The following is a 24,183-nucleotide window of genomic DNA, read 5'->3' on the forward strand; positions in this document are numbered from 1 at the left end:
AACCCGGCACGACCGACCCCGCCCCCGCCCCCCCCGTCCGGCCCGCCGCACCCGTCCGGCCCCGACCGTTCCCGGTTGGCGGAAGCCAGCCGCTGAACCCCGGCCTCCGGCCTCCGGCCGACACGGGGCCGACTCCCCGTTCCCGGTGCACCCGGCCCGCGCCGGACCTAACGTCGGTGCCGTACCGAACAGGCGGTCGCACCGGCGCCGCCCTCACCAGCCCCTCTCGCGGACAGGGAGTACCGTGCCCACCATCAAGACCAACGACGGCACCCGGATCTTCTACAAGGACTGGGGCAGCGGCCGCCCGGTCGTCTTCAGCCACGGCTGGCCGCTCAACGCCGACGCCTGGGACGAGCAGATGCGGCTGGTCGCCGAGAACGGCTACCGCGCCGTCGCGCACGACCGGCGCGGACACGGCCGTTCCGACCAGCCCTGGCGCGGCAACGACATGGCCACCTACGCCAACGACCTGGCCCAGCTGATCGAGCAGCTCGACCTGCGTGACGCCGTCCTGGTCGGCCACTCCACCGGCGGCGGCGAGGTCGTCCGCTACCTCGGCCGGCACGGCACCGCCCGGGTGGCCAAGGCGGTACTGCTGGGCGCCGTCCCGCCCGTGATGCTCCAGGGCCCGGGCAACCCGGAAGGCACCCCGCTGGAGGTGTTCGACGGCATCCGCGCCGGAGTGGACGGCAACCGCTCGCAGTTCTACTGGGATCTCAGCGAGAGCTTCTACGGCTTCAACCGCCCCGGCGCCGACCTCTCCGGCGCCGAGGGCCTCCGCCGGGCGTTCTGGCTCTGGAGCATGCAGGTCGGCGCGCGCGGCGCGTACGAGTGCGTCCGGCAGTTCTCCGAGACCGACTTCACCGAGGACCTCAAGCGGATCGACGTCCCCGTGCTGATCGCCCACGGCGACGACGACCAGATCGTGCCGATCGCGGCCGCCGCCCTGAAGACGGCCCGGCTGGTCCCGGACAACGTGCTCAAGGTCTATCCCGGTGCGCCGCACGGGCTGTACGGCGAGTTCCGGGCCGCGTTCGAGGCGGACCTGCTGGACTTCCTCAAGGCCTGAGCCGGCCCCGGACCGCCCACCCCGGACCGTCCACCCCGCCCCCTGTCCCCCGTGTGCTCCCGCCCCGCCCCTCCTGCGGGGGAACCCGCCCCGCCGGCCCCCGGCCGGCGGGGACTCAGAACGGCGCACCGCCCGGCTCCGGGGGCATCCGCCGCCCGGACGGCCTACCCCCGCGCGGCCGTCGTCCCGTCGTCCCGCCGGGCGCCGCGGCGGCGCTGCCAGAGGACCGGCGGGACGACGGCGGCGAGCGCGGCCGCCTCCGGGGCCGGCAACTCCTCCAGCGGGTCGGCCCCGCCCGCCCCGGCCGGGCCGGCCTGCGCCTGGCGGCTGTCGAACGCCCCCTGGTCGTCGAGGGCCTTCCGGTCGAAGGTGCCGGGGACCGGCAGGGTGTCCCAGCGGCTCACCGGCCAGGCGACGACGAAGGCACGACCGATCACGTTGTCCACCGGGACGAAGCCGCCGCCGGGCTCGTTCACGTGGTAGCGGGAGTCGCGGGAGTTGTTGCGGTGGTCGCCCATCACCCAGATCCGGTCCTTGGGGACCTTCACCGTTCCCACCGGCGAATCGCCGCACGGGGTCGCCCCCGGGTAGACGTACGGCTCGTCCAGCGCCACGCCGTTCACCTTCACCGGGCTGCCGGCGTTGCACTCGACGGTGTCCCCACCGACCGCGATCACCCGCTTGATCAGGTCCTTCTCGTCCTGCGAGGGCATCAGGCCGACCAGGCCGAGCGCCTTCCTGACACCCCGTACGACGGAGTTGCCGGACTCCTCCGGCGCCGTCTCCAGCCAGCCGCCCGGGTCACGGAAGACCACCACCTCGCCGCGCTCGGGCCTGGCGCCGAACCACGGGGTCAGTTTGTCGACCAGCACCCGGTCGTTCTTCTCCAGGGTGTGCTGCATCGAGCCCGAGGGGATCGAGAAGGCCTGCACGAAGAAGGTCTTGATACCCAGTGAGAGCACCAGGGCGACCAGCACCAGGATCGGCAGCTCCTGCCAGAAGGGTCGCTTCCTGCGTTGCTTCCCCTCCCCCGACTCCGTGCCGGCCCCCGGCTCGGCACCGTCCCCCGGTTCCGCACCGGCCTCCGGCCCAGCCCCGCCGCCCTGCGAAACCGCCCCGCCCGCGGGAGCCGCCCCGTCCGCGGTCGCCGCCGCGCCCGCTCCGCCGGTCTCCGCAGTGTTCTCGCCACTCATCCCCTGGGCCCCTCCCAACGGCCTGTCGGGGCCCGTACGGAACCCCGCTGTCAGCTAACGATCGGAGGTTCCCGGCCGCGCCCGGACGTGCATGCGCTCGCCCTGGGCCCCGAACAGGCTGAGGAACTCGACCGCGTTCGGCCCGGCGTTGCCGAAGGCGTGCGGGATCCGGGTGTCGAACTCGGCCGCCTCGCCGGCCGTGAGGACCAGGTCCTGCGAGCCGAGCAGCAGGCGCAGCCGGCCCGCCAGCACGTAGACCCACTCGTGGCCCTCGTGCACCTTGCGTTCCAGCTCGGGGCCGGCCCGGAAGCCCGGGGGCATGATCTGCTTGTAAGCGTGCAGCCCGCCGAGGTGGCGGGTCAGCGGGACGAAGGTCTGGCCGCCGCGGGTGAACGGGCGGGCGTGCACCCGCGGGTCACCGGTGGCCGGGGCGCCGACCAGCTCGTCCAGCGGAACGCGGTACTCCCGGGCCAGTGGCAGCAGCAGTTCCAGGGTGGGCTTGCGCTGGCCGGACTCCAGCCGGGAGAGGGTGCTGAGGGAGATGCCGGTGGCCTCGCTCAGCACGGCCAGTGTGGTGCCCCGTTCGCGCCGCAGCGCCCGCAGCCGGGGGCCCACCGCGTCCAGGACGGTGGAGAGCTCCTCGGTGGCGGAGGCGTCGGCGCTTACGTTGACGTTGGCGTTGGCGGCGGCGTCGGCTGCTGCGGCGGCGGCGGCGGCGGCACGGTCGCCGCTGTGGTGGGGGTGGGCCATGCCTTCCATCTGCCGCTCCGGCAAGCCGGTTTGTCAAACGGGCAGCACCCGGGCGGGGGCCGCCCGCTCCCGGGCAGGGCCCTCCTCAGTGCTCGCCGCCCAGCATGATCCGGGCGATCGGCTCGCGGCGGCCGACCACGCCCGCCTTGGCGAACACCGACTTCAGATGGTCCTGCACGGTGTACGGCCTCATCGCCGGCTGCCGGGAGACGTCCCGCGTGTCGCAACCGCGGACCAGCAGCAGCGCCACCTCCTGCTCCCGCGCGCGTCGGCCCGTACGCGGAGAGGTAGAGCGGAATCGCGTCGGCCGGTGTGGCCGGAGCCGCCACCACCGTCACCTCCCCCGCCGCCACGCCGTGCAGCAACGAGGCGTGCAGCACGTACCAGCGGCCGTCCCGCGACTGCACCCGGCCGGTGGCAGGAGCGCAGCGCGTTGCCGAGGTGCCGGGCCGCGGTCTCGGCGAGTTCGAGCTGCCGGCCGGGGAAGGGCCCGCGGTCCGACGCGCGCATGAACGCGGCGCAGCCCCACATCCCGCCGTGAGCGTCGAAGACCGCGCGCAGCTCGTCGCCGAATCCCGCCGGGGCGATCTGCTCGCGGTAGCGGACGCTGTGCTCGGGCCTGCCCCGGGTCACCCGGCTGAGCGTCTCGGCCCGGGCGCCGCTGTGGCGGATCTTCGGGAAGGTGGCGAGGTCGTCGGCCCAGACCTCCAGCCGGACGGCCTCCTCGAAGCGGTCGAGGCCGAGGTCGTCGCTGGGCACCGAATTGACCAGTCCCGTCGCCGGATCGGCGGTGTGCCAGCAGACGGCGTCGAACTCCATGGCCCCGCGCAGGAGTTGGTCCGCCGTCCGGAATACCTCCGCCGACCCGAGGCCGGCCCCGCCAGCTCCCGCAACCCCTCGATCGCCCGTTGCGCCGCCGCCCCGCGAACCCCACGTGATCCCATGGCCCGGAAGCCAACACGCCCACCGTGCACGCACCATGCCCCGATCGGCAGCGCTCCCCGCGCCTCCGGCCGGGCTGCGGGGAGCCAGAAGTGCGCCATCCTGCCGGGCACACATCACTCGGCATCCGCATGGACGCATACCCAATTCACTCAGCAGTCTGGACAGTCTCCGCCTCGGCGAGGAGCGCCCCAGCGGCCAACGACCAGGGCACCTGTGCGCTCAGGGTCGTGCGAACCTCCGCCGCCAGACGGAAGGCACTGGGCAGATCCGCCAGCACCTTGTCGATTTCGCGTGCCCAGGTGTCGGCGTCCTCGTCATCGTCACCAGACATCGGGACGAGGAGGCGGCCCGCCATTTCACGGCCGAGCCGGTCATGGAGCAGATCCGCCAGCCCGCTCTCCCTGCTGATCAGGACCGGGACGCCACTGGTAATCGCCTCCACCCCAACCAGGCCGAAGCCCTCCTTGCGTGACGGCATGATCACCAGGCTCGCCCGGCCCATGTCACCGGCGAGGCGTTCCTGGTCCGGCGAGTACGGCCGGACCACGACTTCGAGGCGGGGATCGCCCGCCCAGGCGCGGATCTGATCACGTTGCTCGTCCGCCCGCTCCGCCGGAGCGCCCCTGACCAGCAGGCTGATCCGGTCGCGTCCGGCTTTCTCCCGCCATTTGGTCACCTGTCCACAGGCCCGGGCCGCCAAGTCCAGGCCTTTCAGGTCCCAGTCCTCGGTCCTTCCGACCATCAGGACCCTCACCAACCCGCCTGGCGGAGTACGAGGCGAATCGTCATCAACATCGAAGCCTGGAACAATCAGCAGCGGCTCCGGCACGCCAGCGCCCAGCTCGTTCACGAATCGATAGTGGAGGCGCTTCCCTACGGTGACAACCCGATGCGCCGAGACGCCGAGCCGACGCTCGACATCGGTCCGCTCCTCCGCCACCAACGCACGGTCACTTGTCCGGTCCGGCTTGTGCCACTCGATCTCGTCGGGGGCCATGTGGATAAAGTGAAGCCGCCGGGCCCTCTTGTAGAAGCCGGCGACGATCGCCTCGGCGGCATCACCAGTGATCCGCCCATGCCCGATGACCAGGTCCGGGGTGACGCCCTCGGGCAGTTCCGGCCGCCGGCTGAGCCGGGCCTCTTCTGAGCGCCCGGGCACGTTCTCGGCCGGCAGCAGCTCAACCCCGGCAGCCTTGGCGCGCGCCATCTCGCCTTGGTCGGCATGAAGTACCGTGCAGTAGACCTTCGCGCCGGCGGCGGCCAGGGCCCGGCACATTCGCCGATTGAACGTGCTCAGGCCACCGTGTGCCGAGGACCACTCGGTGGCCACCGCCAACACGGTCGGGACATGGTGCTCAGCCTGGGGCTCGGCAGGAGGTTCCTCCACAACCAGTACCTCACTACCCCGGCGGTACCCGGTCAGCGCGAGCGGAGCATCGAAGGCGTCAGCAAGATTCAGGCCGACCTGCTCGCGGAGCGTGACACCCGCGCCATCCGCCGTCGGAACCAGTAGGTAGAGCGTTTCGAACCCGCCGATAGTCGGCCCGATGTCGGCGGCTCCCGCCAGCAGCCACACCTGCGCGGACTCCAGATCACCCTGCACGAGATAGGCCATCGCCCCGTTGTAACGCGCAAGGGCTCGCGTCATGCGCTCCTCGGCTCCGTCTACAGCTTTCTGCGCCCACTCCGCTGCGACTGCGGCCTCGCCCTCCAGCAGCGACAAGTAACAAAGGTTGTTTGCGATCTTACTGGTCGGCTTCAGCTCGTAGGCGGCCACCAGGAGTTCCCATGCACTACTACGGTCACCCTGCCCATAGTGCAAGTAGAACGCGTGAAAATAGTTGTCGGCGAGATCCGCACGAGTATGCCCAACGGACAGTCGCAACCACTCAGCAATGTCCGACCAGGAGCGCAACGGCCACCGCGTCAGTTCGGCACTGAGCTCTCCGCCCAGCCCCGCCACCCGCTCTACGGCGGCCTGGAAGCCGGTGGCCCCTTCCAGGTCGAAAGCGCTGTCGCCGGCCGAACAGAGCCAGCGCACGACGGCCGTGCCCCGGTAGGAGCATGTGACAGTCGTGATATCCAATGTGGAAGGCCGCCCGCTTGCGAGAATCGCCCTGTGAAGGAACTGCACCCCGTGTGGCACCGGCTCCGGCCCATCGGCGCTCAGTACCTCAAGAGCCCTCTTTGCGCGGTCGACAGTCGCCTGTGGCATCCCCGGACAGCATGTGGGAAGCCTGTGAGCCGGCTCCGCCGCGAACTGAGCGAGAAGGCATTCCAAGCGCCACGTGAGCAGCGTAGGGTAGCCGTCGGCACTCATGATCTGTGGGAGCTCGTGCTGGCCGAGCCGATTGAGCGTCCACAGGCGTACGTAGATCAGATCGAAGAGCTCTGCGTCTTCGGACAGCGCGACCCTTTCAGCGTCCCGGAGCACCCCTGTGTCGACCAACTCCCGATGGTGGGCGTCAAATGCCTCTCTGGTGATCGTGGGCCGCCCAAGCAGCTCCCGCGCAAACCAGACTTCGTCCGCGGTTGCCTGGCCAAGCGCCGAGCAGAGCACGTTGAAGACTTCAAGCCGCTCAAGGCTCATGCCCCGAACGAGCCGGACGAGGGGACGGTCAAGGACATTCTTGCCCTGTTCCATCCGGGACCGCACGTCTTCAAGCATCTCGGTGGTGAGTTCCATCGTGGTGGCGGAGCCTGTCTGCCAACGCGCGAACATCTCATGACAGTAGAGCTGAATGCCGTAGGGGTTCCCGTCAGTCAGCCGCCGCAGTTCTGAGACTGTTGCCTGGAAGTGCTCAAAGCACCGCGCATCCAAACCAACGCTGCGCAAGGGTCGAAGAATACAGTCCCGAATTTCCTCGAATTCAAGGAAGCGCTTAACCTCAATGTGGGCAAACTGGCGACTGAGTGGCGAAAACACTTCATTGATCTGGTCGACCAGGCCCGACGTTCCGGCGAGTAGCACGACATAGCCCGCAATCCGAGTACCGAGCGATCGCAGAGAGGAGAGGACGTCCCCGTTCTCGGCGATGAGTTGAGCCTCGTCAATGAGAAGAGCGATCGGCCTGCCCAGGGTACGGACGAAGTACCCGAGATCGGCGCGGAGTGCGGCCTCCGACGGCGCGCCACCTGTCCCGGCGAGGGCGAGCGCCTCGGGAAACTCCAGTGGGAAGTCATCGGGCGGGGTGGCGCCGGCGAAGACACGCCGGACGGCAACTGGCGTGACGAGCCCGTCCCTGTCGAACACACCCTCCAATGCGAGGGCCGTGACGAGCTCCTCGTAAACCTTGCGGTAGAAGGAGGCCAAAGTGGCATCACCCGGGAGGAGCTCCACCCTGACGGGGAGAACCCCTCTCTCACGGGCAAGCAGCTCGGTGATGTTCAGCAGGCTGGTCTTGCCGGCGCCCCGCATCCCGTAGACAGCGACGTAGCCGATCGGCCGGTCCACCCTTGCCTGTCCAAGCTCATAGTCAATGCGTCCGAGTTCCGCGGCCCGCCCGGCGAACAGCTCCTCACTTCGTACCGGGCTCCGATAGTCATACGGATTCTGCAACTGCTGCACGCCCACGCGGCTCCCCTCACGTCAGGGGAAGCGTATCGGGGTGCCGATCGAACTCCGCGCAGGAAGTCGGCGGATCGACTCTGCTGGCGAAGTCGCTCGGGTGGGTGTGGGACAGTAAGTGCCTGCCGGTTGAGGTGAGTTGGCTGTCTGTAGGGGTGGTTGTACTTAGGCCTGTAGGGGCGTACGGGATTCCGGCGGAGACTGCGGCGTTGGCTCGTAGGGTTCATCCGGGCGGGACCGATGAGATGCGGGTACGGGACGCGCTGGGACCGTTGTTCAGCGACGAGGACTTCACCGTGGGTGAGTTCGAGGAGATGTACGCGGACCTGGGGCGGCCCGGTATCTCGCCGGCGCTGCTGGCGATGGTCACGGTCCTGCAGTTCCTGCACAACCTCTCCGACCGGGACGCCGCGGTCGCGGTGGCCGATCGGATCTCCTGGAAGTACGCGCTGGGGCTGGAGCTGGAGTACACCGGTTTCGACGCCAGCGCGTTGTGCGAGTTCCGCGCCCGTCTGGCGTCCGGCGATCGGGCAGATGCCCTGCTGTCGCTGATGCTGGAACGTCTGAAGGCCGCCGGCCTGGTGCGCTCGGGCGGGCGGCAGCGGAAGATTTCAAGTCCAGTGAGACGGTCGTGACGCTATGAGGTTTGTGGTGCGGGTTCCCTGCGTTTGGCGGGGTCGTTGATCCACGCCGCCTTCGGGATCTCGGGTGGTCTGGGGCGGCGGCCGAAGCGTTCGGGGTGCCGTGCGTATGCCTCGGCGAGGGTGACGGCCCGCTGGTCGCGGATCTCCTCCGCGGTGCCGAAGTGGACGCTGGCGGGCGCGTGGAGTCCGATGCCCGAGTGCCTGTGCTCGTGGTTGTAGTACGAGATGAAGGCGTCGAACCATTCGCGGGCGTGGGCCAGGGAGTCGAACCGCTCGGGATAGTCGGCCATGTACTTGGTGGTCTTGAACTGGGCCTCGCTGTAGGGGTTGTCGTTGGAAACCTTCGGACGCGAGTGGCTCCTGGTGACGCCGAGGTCGATCAGCAGCTGGGAGACCTTCTTGCTGGTCATGGAGGTGCCGCGGTCGGCGTGCACGGTCTCGGGGACGATGCCGTTGCGCGTGATGGCCTCGCGGATCAACTCCTCAGCCCGTTCCGCTGATTCGGCCAGTTCGACGGTGTGACCGACGATGTAGCGGCTGAAGATGTCGATGATGACGTAGGCGTGGTACCAGATGCCCTTCCTGGGGCCGGCCGCTTTGGTGATGTCCCAGGTGAACACCTGCGAGGGGCCGTCGGCGACCAGTTCGGGCACCGTCGTGGCCGGGTGGGTGGCCTGGCGGCGGCGCTCACCCGACTGGCCCCGCTCACGCAGGATCCGGTACATCGTGGAGACCGAGCAGTGGTAGCGCCCGGTATCCAGCTCACGGGCCCAGATCTGCGCGGGCGCCAGCTCGGCGTACTCGGGGCTGTTCATCAACTCCAGTACCGCGTCACGCTCTTCGGAGGTCAGGGCCGACGGCTGGACCTGCGGGGACCTGGGCCCGCGCACGGGCGGCGGCTTCAGCCTGCGGTAGTGGGTGGCCCGGGAGCGGCCGGTCAGCCGGCACGCGGCGGTGATGCCCAGCTCGTGTTCGACGCCGGTGAACGCCTCGTCCACGACGGGATCGGCGGCGTGGGTCAGTCCGCGCTCTCGGAGATCATTTCCAAGAGCGCCGACGCTTTTCCCAGGACCTCCAGCGCGGCCTTGTTCCGGGCGAGCTCCTTCTCCAGCCGTTCCACCTGCCGGCGCAGCTTCTCGTTCTCGACCTCGGCGGCGGACCTCTTCGGGCGGGCCGGGCTCGTGCGCTGGTCGACCAGGTTCTCCAGGGCCCCGGCATCACGCGCGGCCCGCCATTCGGTGACGTGGGAGTGGTACAGGCGCTCACGGCGCAGGACCGCACCCTTCTCGTTCTTGGGCGCGGCGTCGTACTCGGCGACGATCCGCAGCTTGTACTCGGGACTGAACGTGCGGCGCTTCGGCTTGGGAGCCGGGTCTGCTGCGGACGGATTGGTGCTGGTCATCAGGGGTGGAACTCCTACTCGGGCCCTCTCAGGCTAACCCGACAAAGCGGGACGTCTCACCCAAGGCTGACAGAGAGGGCAGCGCACCGACTCGACTCACGTCCTGGCGTGCGTGCGCAGGCTGAACCGCATCGAATGCCTGGGCGAGGCCCTGCGCGCGGCCTTGGAGGAGATCGCCCGTACCAGCCCCGGCCTGATCGTGCCACTGCTCGGGCCCGGCTGGGACGAGCGCTACGGCCGCAAGGTCGAGACCAGCAGGCTCCTGCGCCGCAAGAACGCCTCGGCCACCAGGCTCGCCGAGCAGATCGGCGCCGACGGCCAGAGCCTGATCGCCGCCATCGACGCGGATGCCACCGCGGGGTGGATGCACAACCTCCCGCAGGTCAAAACCATGCGCGAGCTGTGGGGCCAGCACTTCGAGGCCACCGGCACCGGCCGACTGCGCTACCGGGACACCAGGGAACTGCCGCCTTCGGCCCAGCGCATCCGCTCACCCCACGACATCGACGCCCGCTACAGCACCAAGGGCACGCCCGGCGCGGACAGCGTGGAGTGGACCGGCTCCAAGGGCCACCTGACCGAGTCCTGCGACGAGGACTTACCCCACCTGGTCACCGACGTCCACACCACCTGCGCCACCGAGCCCGACGTCAGCGCCACCACCCCCATCCAGGACAAACTCATCGACCGGGACCTGAAGCCCGGTGAGCACCTGACCGACTCCGGCTACCCCAGCGGGGCGAACATCGGCGCGTCCCTGGAACGCGGCATCACCCTCATCGCGCCCGTCACCGTTCAGACCGGCCGAGGCGCCCACCACGGCACGTTCACCCCCAAGGACTTCCACGTCGACTGGCAGACAGGCGTCACCCGCTGTCCCGCCGGGGCCACCAGCATCTCCATGCGGCCGAAGAAGAACGGCCTGATCCGCGTTGCTTTCTCCCGCGCGGACTGCAGGCCCTGCCCCATCCGCGGTCAGTGCACCTCCTCCGCACCCCACCTCGGCCGGAGCCTGGAGATCCATCCCGAACCGATCCACACGGCCCGGATGCGGATGCAGACCGAACAGGACAGCCCCGAATGGCGCGAGACCCACCGGGCCCGCGCCGGGATCGAAGGCCCCGTCTCACAAGCAGTCCGAGGCCCCGGCCTCCGGCGATCCCGCTACCGAGGCCTCGACAAGACACACCTGCAAAACATCCTCATCGGCATCGCGATCAACATCCGCCGACTCGGCGCCCACTACGACACCACCACCGAGCCAGAACGCCGCCCCACCCGCATCCACACGCTATGCACCCAATACGGCATCGCAACGGCGGCCTGACCTAGATCAAATACTTCGCCAGCAGAGTCGTGGGACCGACTTCCTGCGTCGGAAGTTGCGGACCCGGGTCATCGTGGTGGATCGGGAGCCGACGAGGCCCGATGTCCCCTGCGCTGAGCGACTGTTGGACCTCCGAAGGATTCGTGGCGGGTACAGCCAGGGGTCAGGCCCGTGGCTCACCCGATGACCGCTTGACCAGCTTCGGCCGGCCTTCATCGACAGCCACGTAGGAGCGGCCAAGGGACCGGACCACTTCGTCCTGCAGCGGCCCTTCGGTCAGGGGGACCCCGTGGATCACCCTGCCGTCCGACACGCGGACTCTGCCGGCCGTGGGGCGTCCGCGCTCACCTCCCCAGGCTCGGGGCCGGCGGCCGCCGCGATGATGTTCCCCTGCTCGTCCACGAGGAGGCACAGTCCGACCGGAGCGCCATTCCGGCCTGTCATGTCACGCCGCCCATCCAGGTTGAACCAGACTCCGATGGTCGACGGGTTCCAGGTCCCCACGTGTCCTGCGCGCCGTTGAACACCATGTGGTTCTCGATGCCGTGCCACTGGACGGCGAGGTCGCACGGATCAGCGGCGGCACTGTTGTCGAGCTTCGCCTCGATGCACTGGGTCCCCTTGGTACGTACCGCCGAAGGTGCACCAGAACTGCGCGACCTGTCTCTGGGCCAGAACCACCGGGTTGCTCCGGGCGGCGGGAATCGCCGAGCCCTGACATGGCCTCCAGCATCGGCTACCGCCTCGCGCGGGGGGCTGGACCGGCGGCAACCCCAGAGGCCGAGGTGACCGCGATTCGTCATCCCGGCCACCGCACATGGTCATCGGGACCGGACCCGGTGCGTGGATTCACCTCGCCCGGCAATCTCCCTGAAGGCATCGGGTCGAATAGAAGATGATTCGCCCACCTCCAATCAACCGCCCGGGAGGGAAGGGCGTACCCCCTCACCGGCGATTTCAACCCCGAATCGACTGAGGGTTCGGCATCCTTCGCGTGTGCCGCTGACGGCGTTTCAGTCGGGACGACCCCGCCGGCCATCCACCTAGGATGCCCGCATGAGAGTCCGACTGACCAGGGACAGCGTCGCGATGGGCGACGACACGTACGCGCCGCACGCCGGGACGCAGGACGTCCCGGACGGCACCTCCGTCCGGGACGTCCTCGACGGGATCCTGACCTCCGGCTACCTCGCCACCATCGCCGGCGGGCGGGCCACCTGGATCGCAACGGCCGGTGACGCCTGGGCCGGTGACGCCTGGGCCGGTGATGCCACGGCCGGTGACGCCACTGTGCTGGCCGTCCTCGCGCAACAGTGGGCGGCGGCTCGGCTGCTCCCGGCCGGTACGGCCCCACTTGCCGCCCTCGCCGGCCCGGACGGCACCGTCCGGTTGCACTTCATCTACCGGACGCAACGCGATCCCGAGGCCGAGTACGCCCGCCTGGCCGGCGAGGCGGCCGGGTAGCCCGGCCGCCTCAGGGCTGCCGCCGGCAGCCACCGCCCCAGAAGAGGATGCAGTGGTCGTGGGCAAACTCGGCGATCGGGTCGAACCAGTCCGTGAACAGGTAGACGAAGAGACTGACCGCCCCGCCGAGCAGCCCGCCGATCGCCGCGGCCGCGGTGACCATCCCCAGCAGCAGCCGCCACCGCCCGGCGCCGTCCCGGGCCCGCCCCTCGTGCTCCCCCACGGCCGCCCCCTCGCCACCCCGGTCCACCGAGCATCCCGGCCCGGGGGCGCAGGCGCCAGCCAACGGGCGGACAACGAAGCCGAGTTGTGACCAGGGACGGGCCGGCAGCCGTACCCGCTACCGCTGCTCGGGCGGGTAAAGGGCGAGCAGGCCCGGGACCGTCGATGTCAGTCAGGGTGGCGGCCGCGTCCCCGGCCCGCAGGCGGCCACCCTCGACCTCGGCGATGAGGGCGTGCACGAGGGCGTAGCTGCCGGTGGTGAGCCCGGGGCACGGGAGGTCGCGACGGAAGCCCGGCCGGCCGCCCTACCGGTACTCCCGCAGCCGCGGGCGGACGCCGAGCGCCGTCAGGGCGAGCGCCATCGCCAGGGCGAGCGCGCCCAGGGTGGCCGTGGTGGTGTCGAGGTCCGAGTCGGTCGCCGCGACGGCGTCGTCCATCGCCCGGGTGTTGACGTCGATGGTGTCGCCGATCGCGCGCCCCAGCCGCTCGAAGTCGTAGTTGGACTGCCCGGGCGCCAGGCCGGTGTTGAGCGTGACCGCCTCCTTCAGCCGCCCGGCGTCGCGCAGTTCGCGGATCCGCCGGTCGTCCAGCTGGTACGCCTGGAACGCCGCGAGCACCCGCTCGGCGGCCTCCTGCTCGCCGGGGAAGGTGATGTTGCGAAGTTCCGTGCCGAGCAAGCCGCCGAACGGGACGGCCGCGTGGTCGGCGCGGTGGCGGCCGGCGGCGGTGGCCAGCCGGGCGTTGTAGTCGTCGAGCGTGGCGCCGTCGACCCGTGCGACGGCCTGGGTCTTGTCCAGGAAGCTCTGCTGGTAGGCGGCGGCCCGGGCCGGGTCGGTGAGGTAGCGGCTCTCGTCCGCGTTCAGGTCGTACGCGACGGCACGGGCCCGGCTGAGCGCGATCACCGAGTCGTAGGCGTTGCTCTTGGCGACCACCAGGTGGTCGTCGGCCCGGGTCACCAGGTGGAGGCCGACGGCCAGGGCGACGGCGGTCAGCAGGGTGACGGCGGCGAGCGGCGGATTCACCAGGCGGCGGTAACGGACGGTGAGCAGGCGCTGGAGTCCGGCGAGGGCGGCCAGCGCGAGCAGGCCGGTGCCGAGCAGCCACCACCACCCGGTGGCGAGGCCGTCGCGGCCCCCGGCGTAGACGCGGTCCACGGTGGCACCGCTCGCCGCGCCGACCTCGTCGGCGGCGGGCAGCAGGCGCTGCCGCAGCAGGTCGGTGGCCTGGCGGTAGGCGTCCAGCGCGGCCGCGGAGGGCTGGCCGGCCGGGGCTCCGGCCTGTTCCTCCAGCAGTTCGGCGCGGGCCACCAGGGCCTCGTAGCCTCCGAGTTGGCCGAGCACGGTCTGTACGGCACGCTGTCCGGCCGGGTCGCCGGCGGCCGCCTCGGCGGCCTGCTGGAGGTCGGCGTCGGCCTGGGCTCGACGCTGCTCGTAGCTGTCGAGCGTCTGGCGGCGCAGCGACGAGAAGTCCGGGTCGGCGCCGAGCAGCAGGAGGTTGGCGGCCTGGGCGTCCAGGTCACTGAGCGCGAAGTAGAGGTCGGCCGCGCGGGCCGCCTGCCGGGCGTCCCGGTGGCCGATGGCATCGGTGTCGGCGCGGGCGCCGGTCAGCACACCGGCGGCCGCCGTTCCCGCGGCGAGGAAGGCGGCCAGGCACAGCGCGGTGAGGGCGCGGACCAGGCGCGGGGTGCTCCAGCGCGTCGGCCGGCCGGTGAGCAGCGGGAGGACGCGCGCCAAGGCCCCGGCCCGCGGTGCGGGAGCCGGTCCGGGCCCCACCTCCCCCGGTGAGCCTGTCTTGCCCGAACCGGCTGCCGTATCCGCACTCGCTGTACCCGAACCCGCCGTGGCCATGGCCGCGCGTCCCCCTCCCCCGTAGAACGGTCCCGCCGTCACTCCCCCACGAAGCGGAAGCGGAATCGTTTCCTCAGCGCCGACGCTATGCCCCGGCGTCGGGGGGTGAGGCCGCCCCTGACGCGTTCTTGACGCGGCCGGCCAGCGGTCTTGACGCCTTCTTGACGCGCGTCAGCCCGGCGGCGGCCGATCCCCGTCAGGATGCCGACGGCGAGGGGTCGGGGGCAGGAGCAGGGTCGGGAGCAGGGCACAGCGGGCCGCGCGCCCGGCGGCGACCCCGGGTCAGAGCCAGTTGCGGCGCTTGAACACCAGGTACAGCCCCGTGCAGACCAGCGCCATCATGGCGATCGCGAACGGGTACCCGAAGGCCCACTTCAGCTCCGGCATGGTGTCGAAGTTCATGCCGTACACGGTGCCGATGAGGGTCGGCGCGAAGAGGATGGCCGCCCAGGAGGAGATCTTCTTGATCTCGTCGTTCTGTACGTGCCCGGCCTCGGCCAGCTGCTTCATCTCCTCGTTCTGCCGCTGCGAGACCAGGGTCGCGTTGACGGTGAGGATGTTCTGCAGCATCTGGCGGAAGCCGTCCACCCGCTCGGCCGCGTACGTGGCGTGGTCGGCCACGTCGCGCAGGTAGCGCTGGAGCTCGTCGTCGGTGCCGTACTTTCCGAAGCCGGCCTCCAGGCTCTTCATGATCTCCAGCAGCGGCCGGGTGGCCCGCTGGAGCTCGATGACCTCGCGGGAGAGCTCGTAGATGCGCCGGGAGACCTGCGGGTCGCCGCCGAACACCTCGGTCTCGATCTCGTCGATGTCGTGCTGGAGCCCCGCGATCACCGGCGCGTAGCCGTCGACCACGGCGTCCAGCACCGCGTACAGCACCGCCTCGGGGCCGAGCGCGAGCAACTCCGGGTCGGCCTCCAGCCGGCGGCGTACGGCGGACAGGTCGGGCGCCTGCGAGTGGCGCACGGTGAGGACGAAGTCGGGGCCGACGAAGAGGTGGATCTCACCGAAGTCGACCTCCTCCACGTCGTCCAGGTACCGGGCGGCGCGCAGCACGACGAAGAGGGTGTCGCCGTAACGCTCCAGCTTGGGGCGCTGATGGGCGACGATGGCGTCCTCGACGGCCAGTTCGTGCAGGCCGAACCGCTCGGCGGCCTCCAGCAGCTGCGCCTCCGCCGGCCGGAACAGCCCGATCCAGGCCATCGTGCCGGGCTTTCCGGGCAGCTGGCGGTAGATGTCGGCCAGTCCGGCGGGCTCCCCGACCCGGTGGCCGTCGTGGTAGACCGCCGCGTCGACGACGGAACGTTCCAGCGTCACCGGCTCGATGGGCTGCTCGTGCCGGGGGTCCATCGAGTGCTCGGGCGCCGGCTGGACGTCACCGCCGCGGGCCATGGCCAGGGTGGGACGGGAGAACGGACGCTTGCTCGCGCGCACGGCGCGCACACGCCAGTCGGACATGGCGGATACCTCCACGGTTCGGTGTCCACCGCTCCCGGGACCGGGGTCTCCGGGGCGGGGCAGGCAGGGAGGCGCCCGGTCGTCCTCCACCGCGCACGGCGCCCGGCCGCCCGGCGGCGCCCGCCGGTGTCAGCGGCGGGCGGTACGGCGGCGGAAGGCGGGAGCGGAACGGGAGGAGGGGTGCCGGGTGCCGGAGGACGAGGGGAACGTCCTGGGGCGGGGCCGACTTCGACCCGGACTACTGCACTCCACAGTTCTCACCTCCTCGCCGTCGGGCACCCGCACACCGGGTCGCCGTCACCTGGCCACCGGCGAGGGACCAGCCCGGGGGGCATGGCACGGCCGGCTGTCGCACGGGCCTCCCGCGGCCGAGCCGTTCCAGGGGTTGGCGGCCGGAGCGCGTCACTCGCGCCCCGCCCTCCCGCCCTCCCGAACGGTGTCGGGCCGTGTCAGGCCCTGTCGGGCGGTGTCCTGGAAGGCGTCGAGGCCCGCACCAGCACCCTACCCCAGGCCCGGTACCCGGCCGCCGCCCGTTCCGGCGCGGTTCCCTCCCGCCGCCTCCCCCTCCTTCTCCCGCTGCGCGTTCTCCCTCGGCGTGTTCTCCCGCTGCGCGCGAAGCTCAGCGAGCGGTCCGGAGCGCCGCCGCCCTGGAGGCCGTTCCCGCCCGTCCGCCGCCGCCTCCCGTCCGCGCCGCCCGCCGTCGCGGCGGCAACTCCGGGGCCTGTCCGAGGCCCTGATCACGTGACGGAACACAGGAGCTCGCGCAGAGCGGCGTGTTGCGGACAGGGTCGGGGGGTTCGCTCAGACAGCCGGAGCAGCCGCCGAGGCGCGGGTCGTGGCGGAGATGAGAGCTTCGCGGGGTACTCGCGCTGCGGCGGCCAGGGCGCGCCCCACCGGATAGGCGTGCGCGCCTGTCGGGAGGTGGCCGGGGCGACCGCTGAGTACCACGTCGATGGAGCCCAGGACGCCGTCTGCTTCCCGGGTTCGGTTCAGTCGTCGCAGTGCCTGGTGGGCGACTGCTTCCGCGCTGTCGTACAGGGTGGTTCCAGCGGGCAGGCTCCGCAGAATCTCCGGGGCCACCAGGGGGTAGTGCGTGCATCCCAGCACCACGGCGTCGCAGTCCCGGGGGGTTCGCTCGGTCGCGTCGGCGATCGCCTCCGCTGCGGCAGCCGTGTCACCGTGGTCGATCGCTTCGGCCAGGCCGGGACACGCGATCCGCGCGACCGGTGTGCCGTTCGCGAACTCCGCGATCAGACGATCCTGGTAGTCGCTTTCGGTGGTACGGACGGTCGCCCACACGGCGAGGTTCTGGCCGATTGCCGCGGCCGGCTTCACCGCGGGGACGGTTCCGATCACGGGAACGCGAGGCTCGAACCTCTCGCGCAGGGCGTCGATCGCGGTGACGGTGGCGGTGTTGCACGGGACCACGATGGCCTCCGCGCCGCGCTCTGTGGCCAGGTGGGCGGCGGTGAGCAGACGATCCGTGACGAAGGAGGCGGTCTTCGGACCCCAGGGGGCGCCCTCGGGATCCAGGAGCAGAAGCAGATCGAGTTCCGGGGCGAGGTGCCGAAGCCAGCCGGCCGTGGAGAGGAGGCCGAATCCCGAGTCGATCAATGCCACTGTCATGGGGGCAACGTACCAGTCGGATCTTGCCGCAGGCCGTGCCGAGCACCTGCGCGGCTCCCCCACGCCAACGCGGGCAGGCACCAGGAGTGGCCGAGGTCCGAGGGTTCGAGGCCGACGGTGCGGCCCGGCTCCTCGCACGGCAGCTCGGCCGGGCGCTCACCCCGCAGACCTGCCATGACCGGTGGCGGCGTCCGACCCTCCGACCCTCCGACCCTCCCGTCCTCCGGCCGGGCACCGCTACCGCGGGGCGAGGTGGGCGGCGGCGTACGGGACGGCGACCGTCTCCAGGCCGTCGACGGTGCCGAACACCGGGTGGACGTTGACCTCGAAGACCACCCCGCCGTTCTCCGCCGCGAGGTCCACCCCGGCCAGCGGGAGACCCAGGGATTTGGTGGCGGACACCGCCAACTCGGCCAGCCCGGCCGGGAGTCCGCCCTCCGTCAGCAGGGTGGAGACGGCGCCCTGGCACTCGTTGCACGGCGCGTCCGGGTCCGGCTGGACGTGTTCCACCGCGCGGACGACCCGCCCGGCGAGCACCACCACCCGGTACTGGTGACGTCGGCCGTCGGCGGTGAAGTTCCCGGCGTCGCGGGCGAGCAGCCAGTCGGCGCCCGCCCCGGCGTAGTGGTCCGCGGCTGCGGCGAGTTGGGTGCGGGTGGTGAGGTGGAAGACGTCGTTGCCGCCCATGCCGACGGTCGGCCGGGCCCAGACGTCGCCGCCGAGCCGGTCGAAGGCCTCGACGGCGGCCGCGGGGCTCGGCCGGGAGAGCGCGATCGTGGGCATCTGCGGGATGCCGTCGCGCGCGAACCGTTCGACGGTACGGTCCTTCTCGGTGGCCGCCCGCCATGCCTCGGCGTCGGTTCCGAGCGAGCGGACCCCGTGTGCGCGGAGCTGCCGCTGGCACGGCTCGAAGTCGCGGCGCCGGTGCGGCGGGATCTCGTAGACGAGCACCGCCTCCGCCGTCACCGCGACGCCCTCGGCGGGCACCTCCAGGCGGACCGCGCCACCCGGCCCCGCGCTGCTGATCCGCCCGGTGCCGCCGGTCATGAAGTGCCGCGCGTCGAGCTGGACGGGCACCCGGCCGGTGAGCAGCCTCACGGCGGTGGAGAGGGTCTCCCGGCTGCCCTCGGTCGAGCTGTGGTCGGTCATCAGGACGAGCTCGTGGGGACCCATGCGGCCATGGAACCGCCGCGCCTCCCGCACCGGCAAGAACGCGTTATCCGCCGCTCCGGCGGCAAGTGGCCGGAACCCGACCGGTCCGACCGCCGGGACCCGCACGCGCCCGACCGTCAGAACCCGCGCACACCCGGCTGCCGGCACCCGCCCGGGCTCATGCCGGCTTGCGCGCCTCGATCAGGAAGCGGGCGGAGTACGCGACGAACGGCCCCTCGGCCCGGATCAGCGCGTCCAGTTCGCGCTGCCGGTCACGGTAGGCGTCCACGGTGAAACCGGGCACCATCCAGATCACCTTCCGCAGGATATAGCGGAAATGACGTTTCCGCCCAGCTCAGGGGCATGATCGACCATCCGGAGTCAGCAAACGGTCAGCAAGACCCCCGGAGGTTCCGACCACCATGGCGACCACAGGCCTCACCCGCGGCATGGGCAGGTTCTTCGAGGAGTGCGAGCACCCCGAGTCCCGCTGGAGCAAGTGCCCGCACGAGTACAAGATCCGGTACCGCAACGCGGCAGGACGTCAGACGGAGGTAGGCAGCGGTCTGCTTGACGGTCATGAACTGCTCGGGCACGAGGAGCTCCTCCCTGGGTGGCGGTCTGGCCCGTCGGACAACGGGCGACCGATCCCCGCCCCGGTGGAGCAGTTGATCGCGGACGGCCTCGTCGTCGCCGACACCAGCACCTCCTCGTACCGGCCTGGGCACCTGCTCTCCCTGACGCCGCAGGGCGAGGCCGCTCGAAGCCGTCGAATCCTCGCGTACCGCCGATCCTCGCCTGTCCGCCGCTCTCTATCGCAGCGCCGCAACCGATCGAAGCACCACGCCCGCGGCCCGACCGGCCGAGGGCCTGTTCGTGGATGCGGCAGAAGCTGCTGTGGTGCGCGACGGCGATGCTGCGCAAGCCGCCGGGCTGTGCTCTTTGCCCGGGTGGATGCGCCACGCGGCGGTTCGGCCCGGGCGAGGCTCGGAGCCCGCACTGCGGGCTCCGAGCCGGTCGGTGGACAGCCGAAGGCCACCGGGTCTACCAGTAGTGGCGGCGGCCGGCGACCTCGTGGCCGAGCGAGCCCATGATCAGCAGGGTGAGGCCGATGAGGGCCAGGACGATGCCGACCGTCCACAGGAAAGAGACTCCCGTGACGAGTCCGATGGCGAGGAGGATGACTCCGAGGAGGATCATGACGTACTCCGTTCGTTCCCCCCGGTGCAGTGTTCCGCGGTGCGGAGGAAGGTGCGTGCACCAGCTCCTCTCAAGCACTTCGGTCGGGTGTCCGTTCGGATCGCGGTCCTTGCCGGCTTCCGCGGGCCGGGCAAAGTGGCGACGGGTGGAGTGCTGACGGGTGCGGTGCTGGTGCAGAACCGGCCGCCCGCGCTTGATCGGCGACCTGGCATGACCACGCGCGCCGAATACGCGGGCGGCTGGCCCTCCCCAGGGACTGCTAGGGCTTCAGGGCGTCCTTCGCCTTCTGTCCGGCCTGGGCAGCGTTGCCCTTGACCTGCTCGGCCTTACCCTTCACGACAAGGGACTCGTTGCCAACGGCCTTTCCCGTGACCTCCTTGACCTTGCCCTTGGCCGTCTCCGCGGTGTGCTTGGCCTTCTTCCCCGCGCTCATCCTGTCCTCGTTCCTCTGGGGGTCGATCACTAGCTTCGCGCTTGCCCCATTTGTTTCTATTCACACCTCTTTGTGGCGGGCCCAGTGCTCTGACCACATAGGTTCGCCGGGTTGAGGGGTTGTAGCGGTTGGATGTGCGGTGACGTCTGATCCGACTGCCGGGGGTGTGGTGGCTGAGCCTGTCCGTGTCCGCAGGTTGACCGATCAGGAGGGGCAGAAGCTGCAGCAGATCGTGCGGCGGGGCAACACCAGTTCGGTGCGGTACCGGCGGGCGATGATGCTGCTGGCCTCAGCCGGTGGGAACCGGGTCCCGGTGATCGCGAAGCTGGTGCAGGCCGACGAGGACACCGTGCGCGACGTGCTCCACCGGTTCAACGAGATCGGCCTGGCCTGTCTGGACCCTCGGTGGGCGGGAGGCCGTCCCCGCCTGCTCGGTCCTGATGACGAGGACTTCGTCGTCCGGGCGGCCACCACCCGCCCGACCAAGCTCGGCCAGCCCTTCACCCGCTGGTCCATCCGCAAACTCGCCGCCTACCTACGGAAAGCGCACGGGCGCGTGATCCGGATCGGCCGCGAGGCCCTGCACTGCCTTCTCCTACGACGGGGCGTCACCTTCCAGCGCACCAAGACCTGGAAGGAATCCACCGATCCGGAGCGGGACGCCAAGCTCGACCGGATCGAGCATGTCCTGAAGCGCTTTCCCGACCGGACGTTCGCGTTCGATGAGTTCGGGCCGCTGGGCATCCGTCCGACCGGCGGTAGCTGCTGGACCAAGCAGGGACGGCCCGACCGGTTGCCGGCGGCCTACCACCGAACCCACGGCTTCACCTACTTCCACGGCTGCTGCTCCATCGGCGACGACACACTGTGGGGTGTCAACCGCCGGCGCAAGGGGACCGTGAACACCCTGGCCGCACTGCGGTCGATCCGGGCCGCCCGCCCGGACGGCGCCCCGGTCTACGTGATCCTGGACAACCTCTCCGCCCACAACGGCAACAAGGTCCGCCAATGGGCCCGCAACCACAACGTCCATCTCTGCTTCACCCCGACGTCCTGGCCGCCCAACGTCGCGAACGCTCCCGCATCCGCCGCGAGAAAGGCACCCGCTGGGGCGGACGGCCGCCTGACGTCGCAGCCTGACCCGCCCCGGCGTCGCGTTCACCAGGACACGGGAACATCCTGGGCGATCCCGACCAGGTTCCCGTCGGCTGCTTCGAGCACCGCCAACCGGCGTCCGGGAACGTCGACGATCCCGGATGCCGGAGTCCCCCCGCCGGAGTGCAGCACGCCCTCGGCGTCCTGCACCAAAGCCGTCGCACCTGACGCAACCAGCGCTCCGTGGGCCTTCTCGACGTCGTCGACCTTGAAGAACACCAGCGGGTGGTCGACCCACGGCAGCCGCGACAACCCGATCTCGACCCCGCCATCGGCGAACGTGGCGTAATCGGCGTTCTGGAACACCGGCCCCCGGCCCAGCATGGCGGTCCAGGCCTCGATACCCGCCCCCAGATCCCTCGCCGGGTAAACCACCAAGTGCACTCCGTCCAGCTCGCCCATCCCGCAGCCCCTCTCCTCGGTCGATCACTCGAAGACAGACGCTACCGCCCGGCACCGACAAGAAATTGATCACCGCCGCCGCGACAGGACCCGGTGAACCTGTGCGGTCAGAGCACTAGGGCGAGTATCGGGTCGTGATCAATCTGCGGGATTCGCCCTCACAGCGAGGCCTAATCCGGTAGATCATGTCGCGTGACGCGAGTGCAACTGACGGATGCAGAGTGGGAGTTCATCGGGCCGTACCTGCCGATCGGCGAGTACGGCCCGTACCCCGAGCGGCTGCGGCAGCAGTTCGAGGGCGTGATCTGGCGCTTCAAGACGGGCGGGCAGTGGCGGGAGATGCCGGCGGAGTTCGGTGCCTGGTCGACCGTCTCCAACCGTTTCCGGCAGTGGAGGGATGCCGGTGTCTTCGAAGCCCTGCTGGAGGGCGCGATCGCGGAGGCCGCGAAGCGGGGCGAGGTGGACTTGTCGCTGGTCAGCGTGGATTCCACCACCGTTCGGGCCCACCACGACGCCGCCGGGATGCACCTGGGCCCCGAGGCCGTGACGGCCCTGGAAAAGGCCGCCGACGAGGCGGAGAAGGCCCGACAAAAAGGGGCGGCCCGGAGGAACAAGACGGACAGGACACTGCAGTCGATCCGGAACGCGAAGAACGACGACGCGCCCGGCGGCGGCGCAAGCTGCGACTGAAGGCCGCCCTGCTCGGACGCTCCAGGGGCGGGCAGACGAGCAAGATCCATGTCGCCGGCGACCGGAAGTGCCGTCCGCTGGTGTTCGTGCTGACCGAGGGGCAGGCTGCCGACAGCCCGCAGTTCATCCCCGTGCTCAAGAAGTTACGGGTCCGCGGGCCGGTCGGCCGTCCCCGCACCCGACCCGACGCGGTCGCCGGGGACAAGGCCTACTCGTCCCGCGGCAACCGCGCCCACCTGCGCGGTCGCCGCATCAAGGCGGTCATCCCGGAGAAGAAGGACCAGGCCGCCAACCGGAAGAAGAAGGGCAGCCGGGGCGGCCGACCCGTCAGCCACGACGCCGACCTGTACAAGGAGCGGAACACCGTCGAGCGCCTGATCAACAAGCTGAAGGCCTGGCGAGGCATCGCGACCCGGTACGACAAGACCCCCGCCAGCTACCTCGCCGGCCTCCGCCTTCGGGGCGCGATGATCTGGATCAAAGACCTCACCATGGTCACCCCTTGATCACGACCGAATACGCGCCCTAGCGGAAGCCGGAGGGGCCGAAGGGCCAGTGCGGGCAGCACTCCTCCGACGGGCCTTGAGCGCGGCTGGGTGGGGAGCGCACCGGCTCGGACATCACGACACACTCACTCCTCGTCTTCCTCCTCGTAGCGTGCTTCGTCGTCCTCGTAGTCCCCGTCGTCGGCCTCCACCTCGTCCTCGTATTCGTCCTCGGCTCCCTGGTCGTACTCCCCGTCCTCGGGTTCCTCTTCGTCGTACTGCTCCTCGGGCTCGCCCTCGTCCTCGTACTCCTCCGGTTCCTGGTCGTTCTCGGCGGCTTCCTCCTCCATGGCCTCCTCGTGGGTTCGCACCACCTCGCCGTCGCGAATTTCGCCACGCCAGCCCTCGGCCTCGTCGTTGGTGAGGGAAACGTGCCGCTGGAAGTTCTTGAAGTCCAGGCGCAGACGGCGGCCCTGGGCACGCCAGATGTTCCCGGTCTTCTCGAAGAACCCGGCGGGGATGTACTCGACCACCAACACGATGCGCGTCAGGTTCGGAGTGATCTCGTGGAAGCTGACGGCCCCGCGGGTGCTGCCCTTGGCGCCCTGTGAGGTCCACACGATGCGCTCGTCGGGGATCTGCTCCTGGACGGTCGCCTTGTAGCTGCGTTTCGACGGCCCGACCTTGACCTTCCAATCGGTGGTCACCTCGTCGCCCTGTGAGACGTCCTGAACGCCCTTGGCGAAGCCCGCGAAGTCCTCGTACTGGGTCCAGTGGTCGTAGACCGTCCGCACGGGCACGCCGACATCGAGTGTCTCGACGATGTTCATGACCTTCTTGCCGGCCTTCCGGCCGGCCTTGCCGCTGCCGAAGGCTCCCTTGACCTTCTCGACGACGTTGTCCTTCATGCTCTTCGCCTTCTCGGCGAGGAACGCCTTCACCGGTGAGTCGCCCTGCAGGACGCGTGCGCCCGTCTTGGGCAGCACGCCGCCGTTCTGGGCCACTTCCCCCAGCTGGCCCGTGACATCGGCGACCTTGTCGCCGGCCTTCTCAACCAGGTTCTCCAGCTGGGCCTGGAGGTAGTGGCCGAGTTCCTCCTTCAGCCGGTCGACGCCCGACATCCCAGGAGCCTCCTGTTCCGTCCTGGCCAT

The 24,183-nt window shown here is 70.5% G+C and carries 19 protein-coding genes and 3 pseudogenes; 6 read left to right on the forward strand and 16 right to left on the reverse strand.

Going from position 1 to position 24,183, the window contains the following annotated elements; genetic code table 11:
• Positions 1-244: 244 nt before the first annotated feature.
• Positions 245-1,072 (forward strand): alpha/beta hydrolase, encoded by an 828-nt coding sequence (locus C2142_RS01595; RefSeq protein WP_148640707.1) that lies wholly within the window; start codon positions 245-247, stop codon positions 1,070-1,072.
• 164 nt (positions 1,073-1,236) lie between these two features.
• Here the strand turns inward: C2142_RS01595 and lepB are convergent, their stop codons facing one another.
• The 4 genes from lepB to C2142_RS01615 all read right to left on the reverse strand — a co-directional run bounded on the left by lepB (position 1,237) and on the right by C2142_RS01615 (position 7,534).
• Positions 1,237-2,265 (reverse strand): signal peptidase I, encoded by a 1,029-nt coding sequence (gene lepB / locus C2142_RS01600; RefSeq protein ID WP_148640708.1) that lies wholly within the window; start codon positions 2,263-2,265, stop codon positions 1,237-1,239.
• 54 nt (positions 2,266-2,319) lie between these two features.
• Positions 2,320-3,015, reverse strand: coding sequence for a helix-turn-helix transcriptional regulator (locus C2142_RS01605; protein ID WP_148642121.1), 696 nt, complete (start codon positions 3,013-3,015; stop codon positions 2,320-2,322).
• Between the two features lie 189 nt (positions 3,016-3,204).
• On the reverse strand, positions 3,205-3,834 hold the full coding sequence (locus C2142_RS01610; RefSeq protein WP_148640709.1) for a hypothetical protein: 630 nt from the start codon (positions 3,832-3,834) through the stop codon (positions 3,205-3,207).
• Between the two features lie 271 nt (positions 3,835-4,105).
• Entirely contained in the window at positions 4,106-7,534 is a 3,429-nt protein-coding gene (locus C2142_RS01615) for a glycosyltransferase (RefSeq protein WP_148640710.1), read from the reverse strand.
• Between the two features lie 239 nt (positions 7,535-7,773).
• On the opposite strand from C2142_RS01615, the gene C2142_RS01620 reads away from it, so the two are divergent.
• Positions 7,774-8,163 carry a transposase gene (locus C2142_RS01620; protein ID WP_148640711.1) on the forward strand — a complete coding sequence of 130 codons (390 nt, stop codon included), beginning with the start codon at positions 7,774-7,776 and terminating at the stop codon, positions 8,161-8,163.
• A gap of 2 nt (positions 8,164-8,165) precedes the next feature.
• On the opposite strand, the gene C2142_RS01625 is transcribed toward C2142_RS01620, so the two are convergent.
• Both C2142_RS01625 and C2142_RS01630 read right to left on the reverse strand, forming a co-directional pair.
• On the reverse strand, positions 8,166-9,170 hold the full coding sequence (locus tag C2142_RS01625; protein ID WP_148640712.1) for an IS3 family transposase: 1,005 nt from the start codon (positions 9,168-9,170) through the stop codon (positions 8,166-8,168).
• Between the two features lie 20 nt (positions 9,171-9,190).
• On the reverse strand, positions 9,191-9,574 hold the full coding sequence (locus C2142_RS01630; RefSeq protein WP_148640713.1) for a transposase: 384 nt from the start codon (positions 9,572-9,574) through the stop codon (positions 9,191-9,193).
• A gap of 112 nt (positions 9,575-9,686) precedes the next feature.
• On the opposite strand from C2142_RS01630, the gene C2142_RS01635 reads away from it, so the two are divergent.
• Complete coding sequence (locus C2142_RS01635) at positions 9,687-10,901, forward strand: transposase (RefSeq protein WP_148640714.1); 1,215 nt, start codon at positions 9,687-9,689, stop codon at positions 10,899-10,901.
• Positions 10,902-11,957: 1,056 nt separating this feature from the next.
• Entirely contained in the window at positions 11,958-12,365 is a 408-nt protein-coding gene (locus C2142_RS01640; RefSeq protein ID WP_148640715.1) for a hypothetical protein, read from the forward strand.
• A gap of 10 nt (positions 12,366-12,375) precedes the next feature.
• On the opposite strand, the gene C2142_RS01645 is transcribed toward C2142_RS01640, so the two are convergent.
• The 8 genes and pseudogenes from C2142_RS01645 to C2142_RS01680 form a co-directional block, all read right to left on the reverse strand.
• Entirely contained in the window at positions 12,376-12,588 is a 213-nt protein-coding gene (locus C2142_RS01645) for a hypothetical protein (RefSeq protein ID WP_148640716.1), read from the reverse strand.
• A gap of 304 nt (positions 12,589-12,892) precedes the next feature.
• Positions 12,893-14,320, reverse strand: coding sequence for a hypothetical protein (locus C2142_RS01650; protein WP_148640717.1), 1,428 nt, complete (start codon positions 14,318-14,320; stop codon positions 12,893-12,895).
• A gap of 396 nt (positions 14,321-14,716) precedes the next feature.
• Positions 14,717-15,889, reverse strand: a complete 1,173-nt coding sequence (locus C2142_RS01655; RefSeq protein ID WP_148640718.1) for a magnesium and cobalt transport protein CorA — start codon at positions 15,887-15,889, stop codon at positions 14,717-14,719.
• Between the two features lie 801 nt (positions 15,890-16,690).
• Positions 16,691-17,515: an aspartate/glutamate racemase family protein gene (locus tag C2142_RS01660; RefSeq protein ID WP_148640719.1), complete on the reverse strand. Its 825-nt coding sequence runs from the start codon at positions 17,513-17,515 to the stop codon at positions 16,691-16,693.
• Between the two features lie 237 nt (positions 17,516-17,752).
• On the reverse strand, positions 17,753-18,688 hold the full coding sequence (locus C2142_RS01665) for an alpha-L-glutamate ligase (protein ID WP_148640720.1): 936 nt from the start codon (positions 18,686-18,688) through the stop codon (positions 17,753-17,755).
• Positions 18,689-18,845: 157 nt separating this feature from the next.
• Positions 18,846-18,998, reverse strand: a pseudogene (locus C2142_RS01670) (SAM-dependent methyltransferase); the annotation flags it as partial.
• A gap of 713 nt (positions 18,999-19,711) precedes the next feature.
• Complete coding sequence (locus C2142_RS01675) at positions 19,712-19,867, reverse strand: DUF6131 family protein (RefSeq protein ID WP_174315570.1); 156 nt, start codon at positions 19,865-19,867, stop codon at positions 19,712-19,714.
• 259 nt (positions 19,868-20,126) lie between these two features.
• The gene (locus C2142_RS01680; RefSeq protein ID WP_148640722.1) at positions 20,127-20,300 is read right to left on the reverse strand and encodes a CsbD family protein; all 174 of its coding nucleotides are present in this window, start codon (positions 20,298-20,300) and stop codon (positions 20,127-20,129) included.
• A 169-nt stretch (positions 20,301-20,469) separates the two neighbouring features.
• Here C2142_RS01680 and C2142_RS01685 point away from each other — a divergent pair.
• Positions 20,470-21,440, forward strand: a pseudogene (locus tag C2142_RS01685) (IS630 family transposase).
• An 18-nt stretch (positions 21,441-21,458) separates the two neighbouring features.
• Here C2142_RS01685 and C2142_RS01690 read toward each other — a convergent pair.
• Positions 21,459-21,857 (reverse strand): VOC family protein, encoded by a 399-nt coding sequence (locus C2142_RS01690; RefSeq protein ID WP_148640723.1) that lies wholly within the window; start codon positions 21,855-21,857, stop codon positions 21,459-21,461.
• Positions 21,858-22,049: 192 nt separating this feature from the next.
• Here C2142_RS01690 and C2142_RS01695 point away from each other — a divergent pair.
• A pseudogene (locus C2142_RS01695) lies at positions 22,050-23,053 on the forward strand (IS5 family transposase).
• Between the two features lie 125 nt (positions 23,054-23,178).
• Here C2142_RS01695 and C2142_RS01700 read toward each other — a convergent pair.
• Positions 23,179-24,183: an SRPBCC family protein gene (locus C2142_RS01700; RefSeq protein ID WP_148640725.1), complete on the reverse strand. Its 1,005-nt coding sequence runs from the start codon at positions 24,181-24,183 to the stop codon at positions 23,179-23,181.

The sequence above is a fragment of the Streptomyces sp. CB01881 genome, from assembly GCF_002953255.1.
GTDB lineage: Bacteria > Actinomycetota > Actinomycetes > Streptomycetales > Streptomycetaceae > Kitasatospora.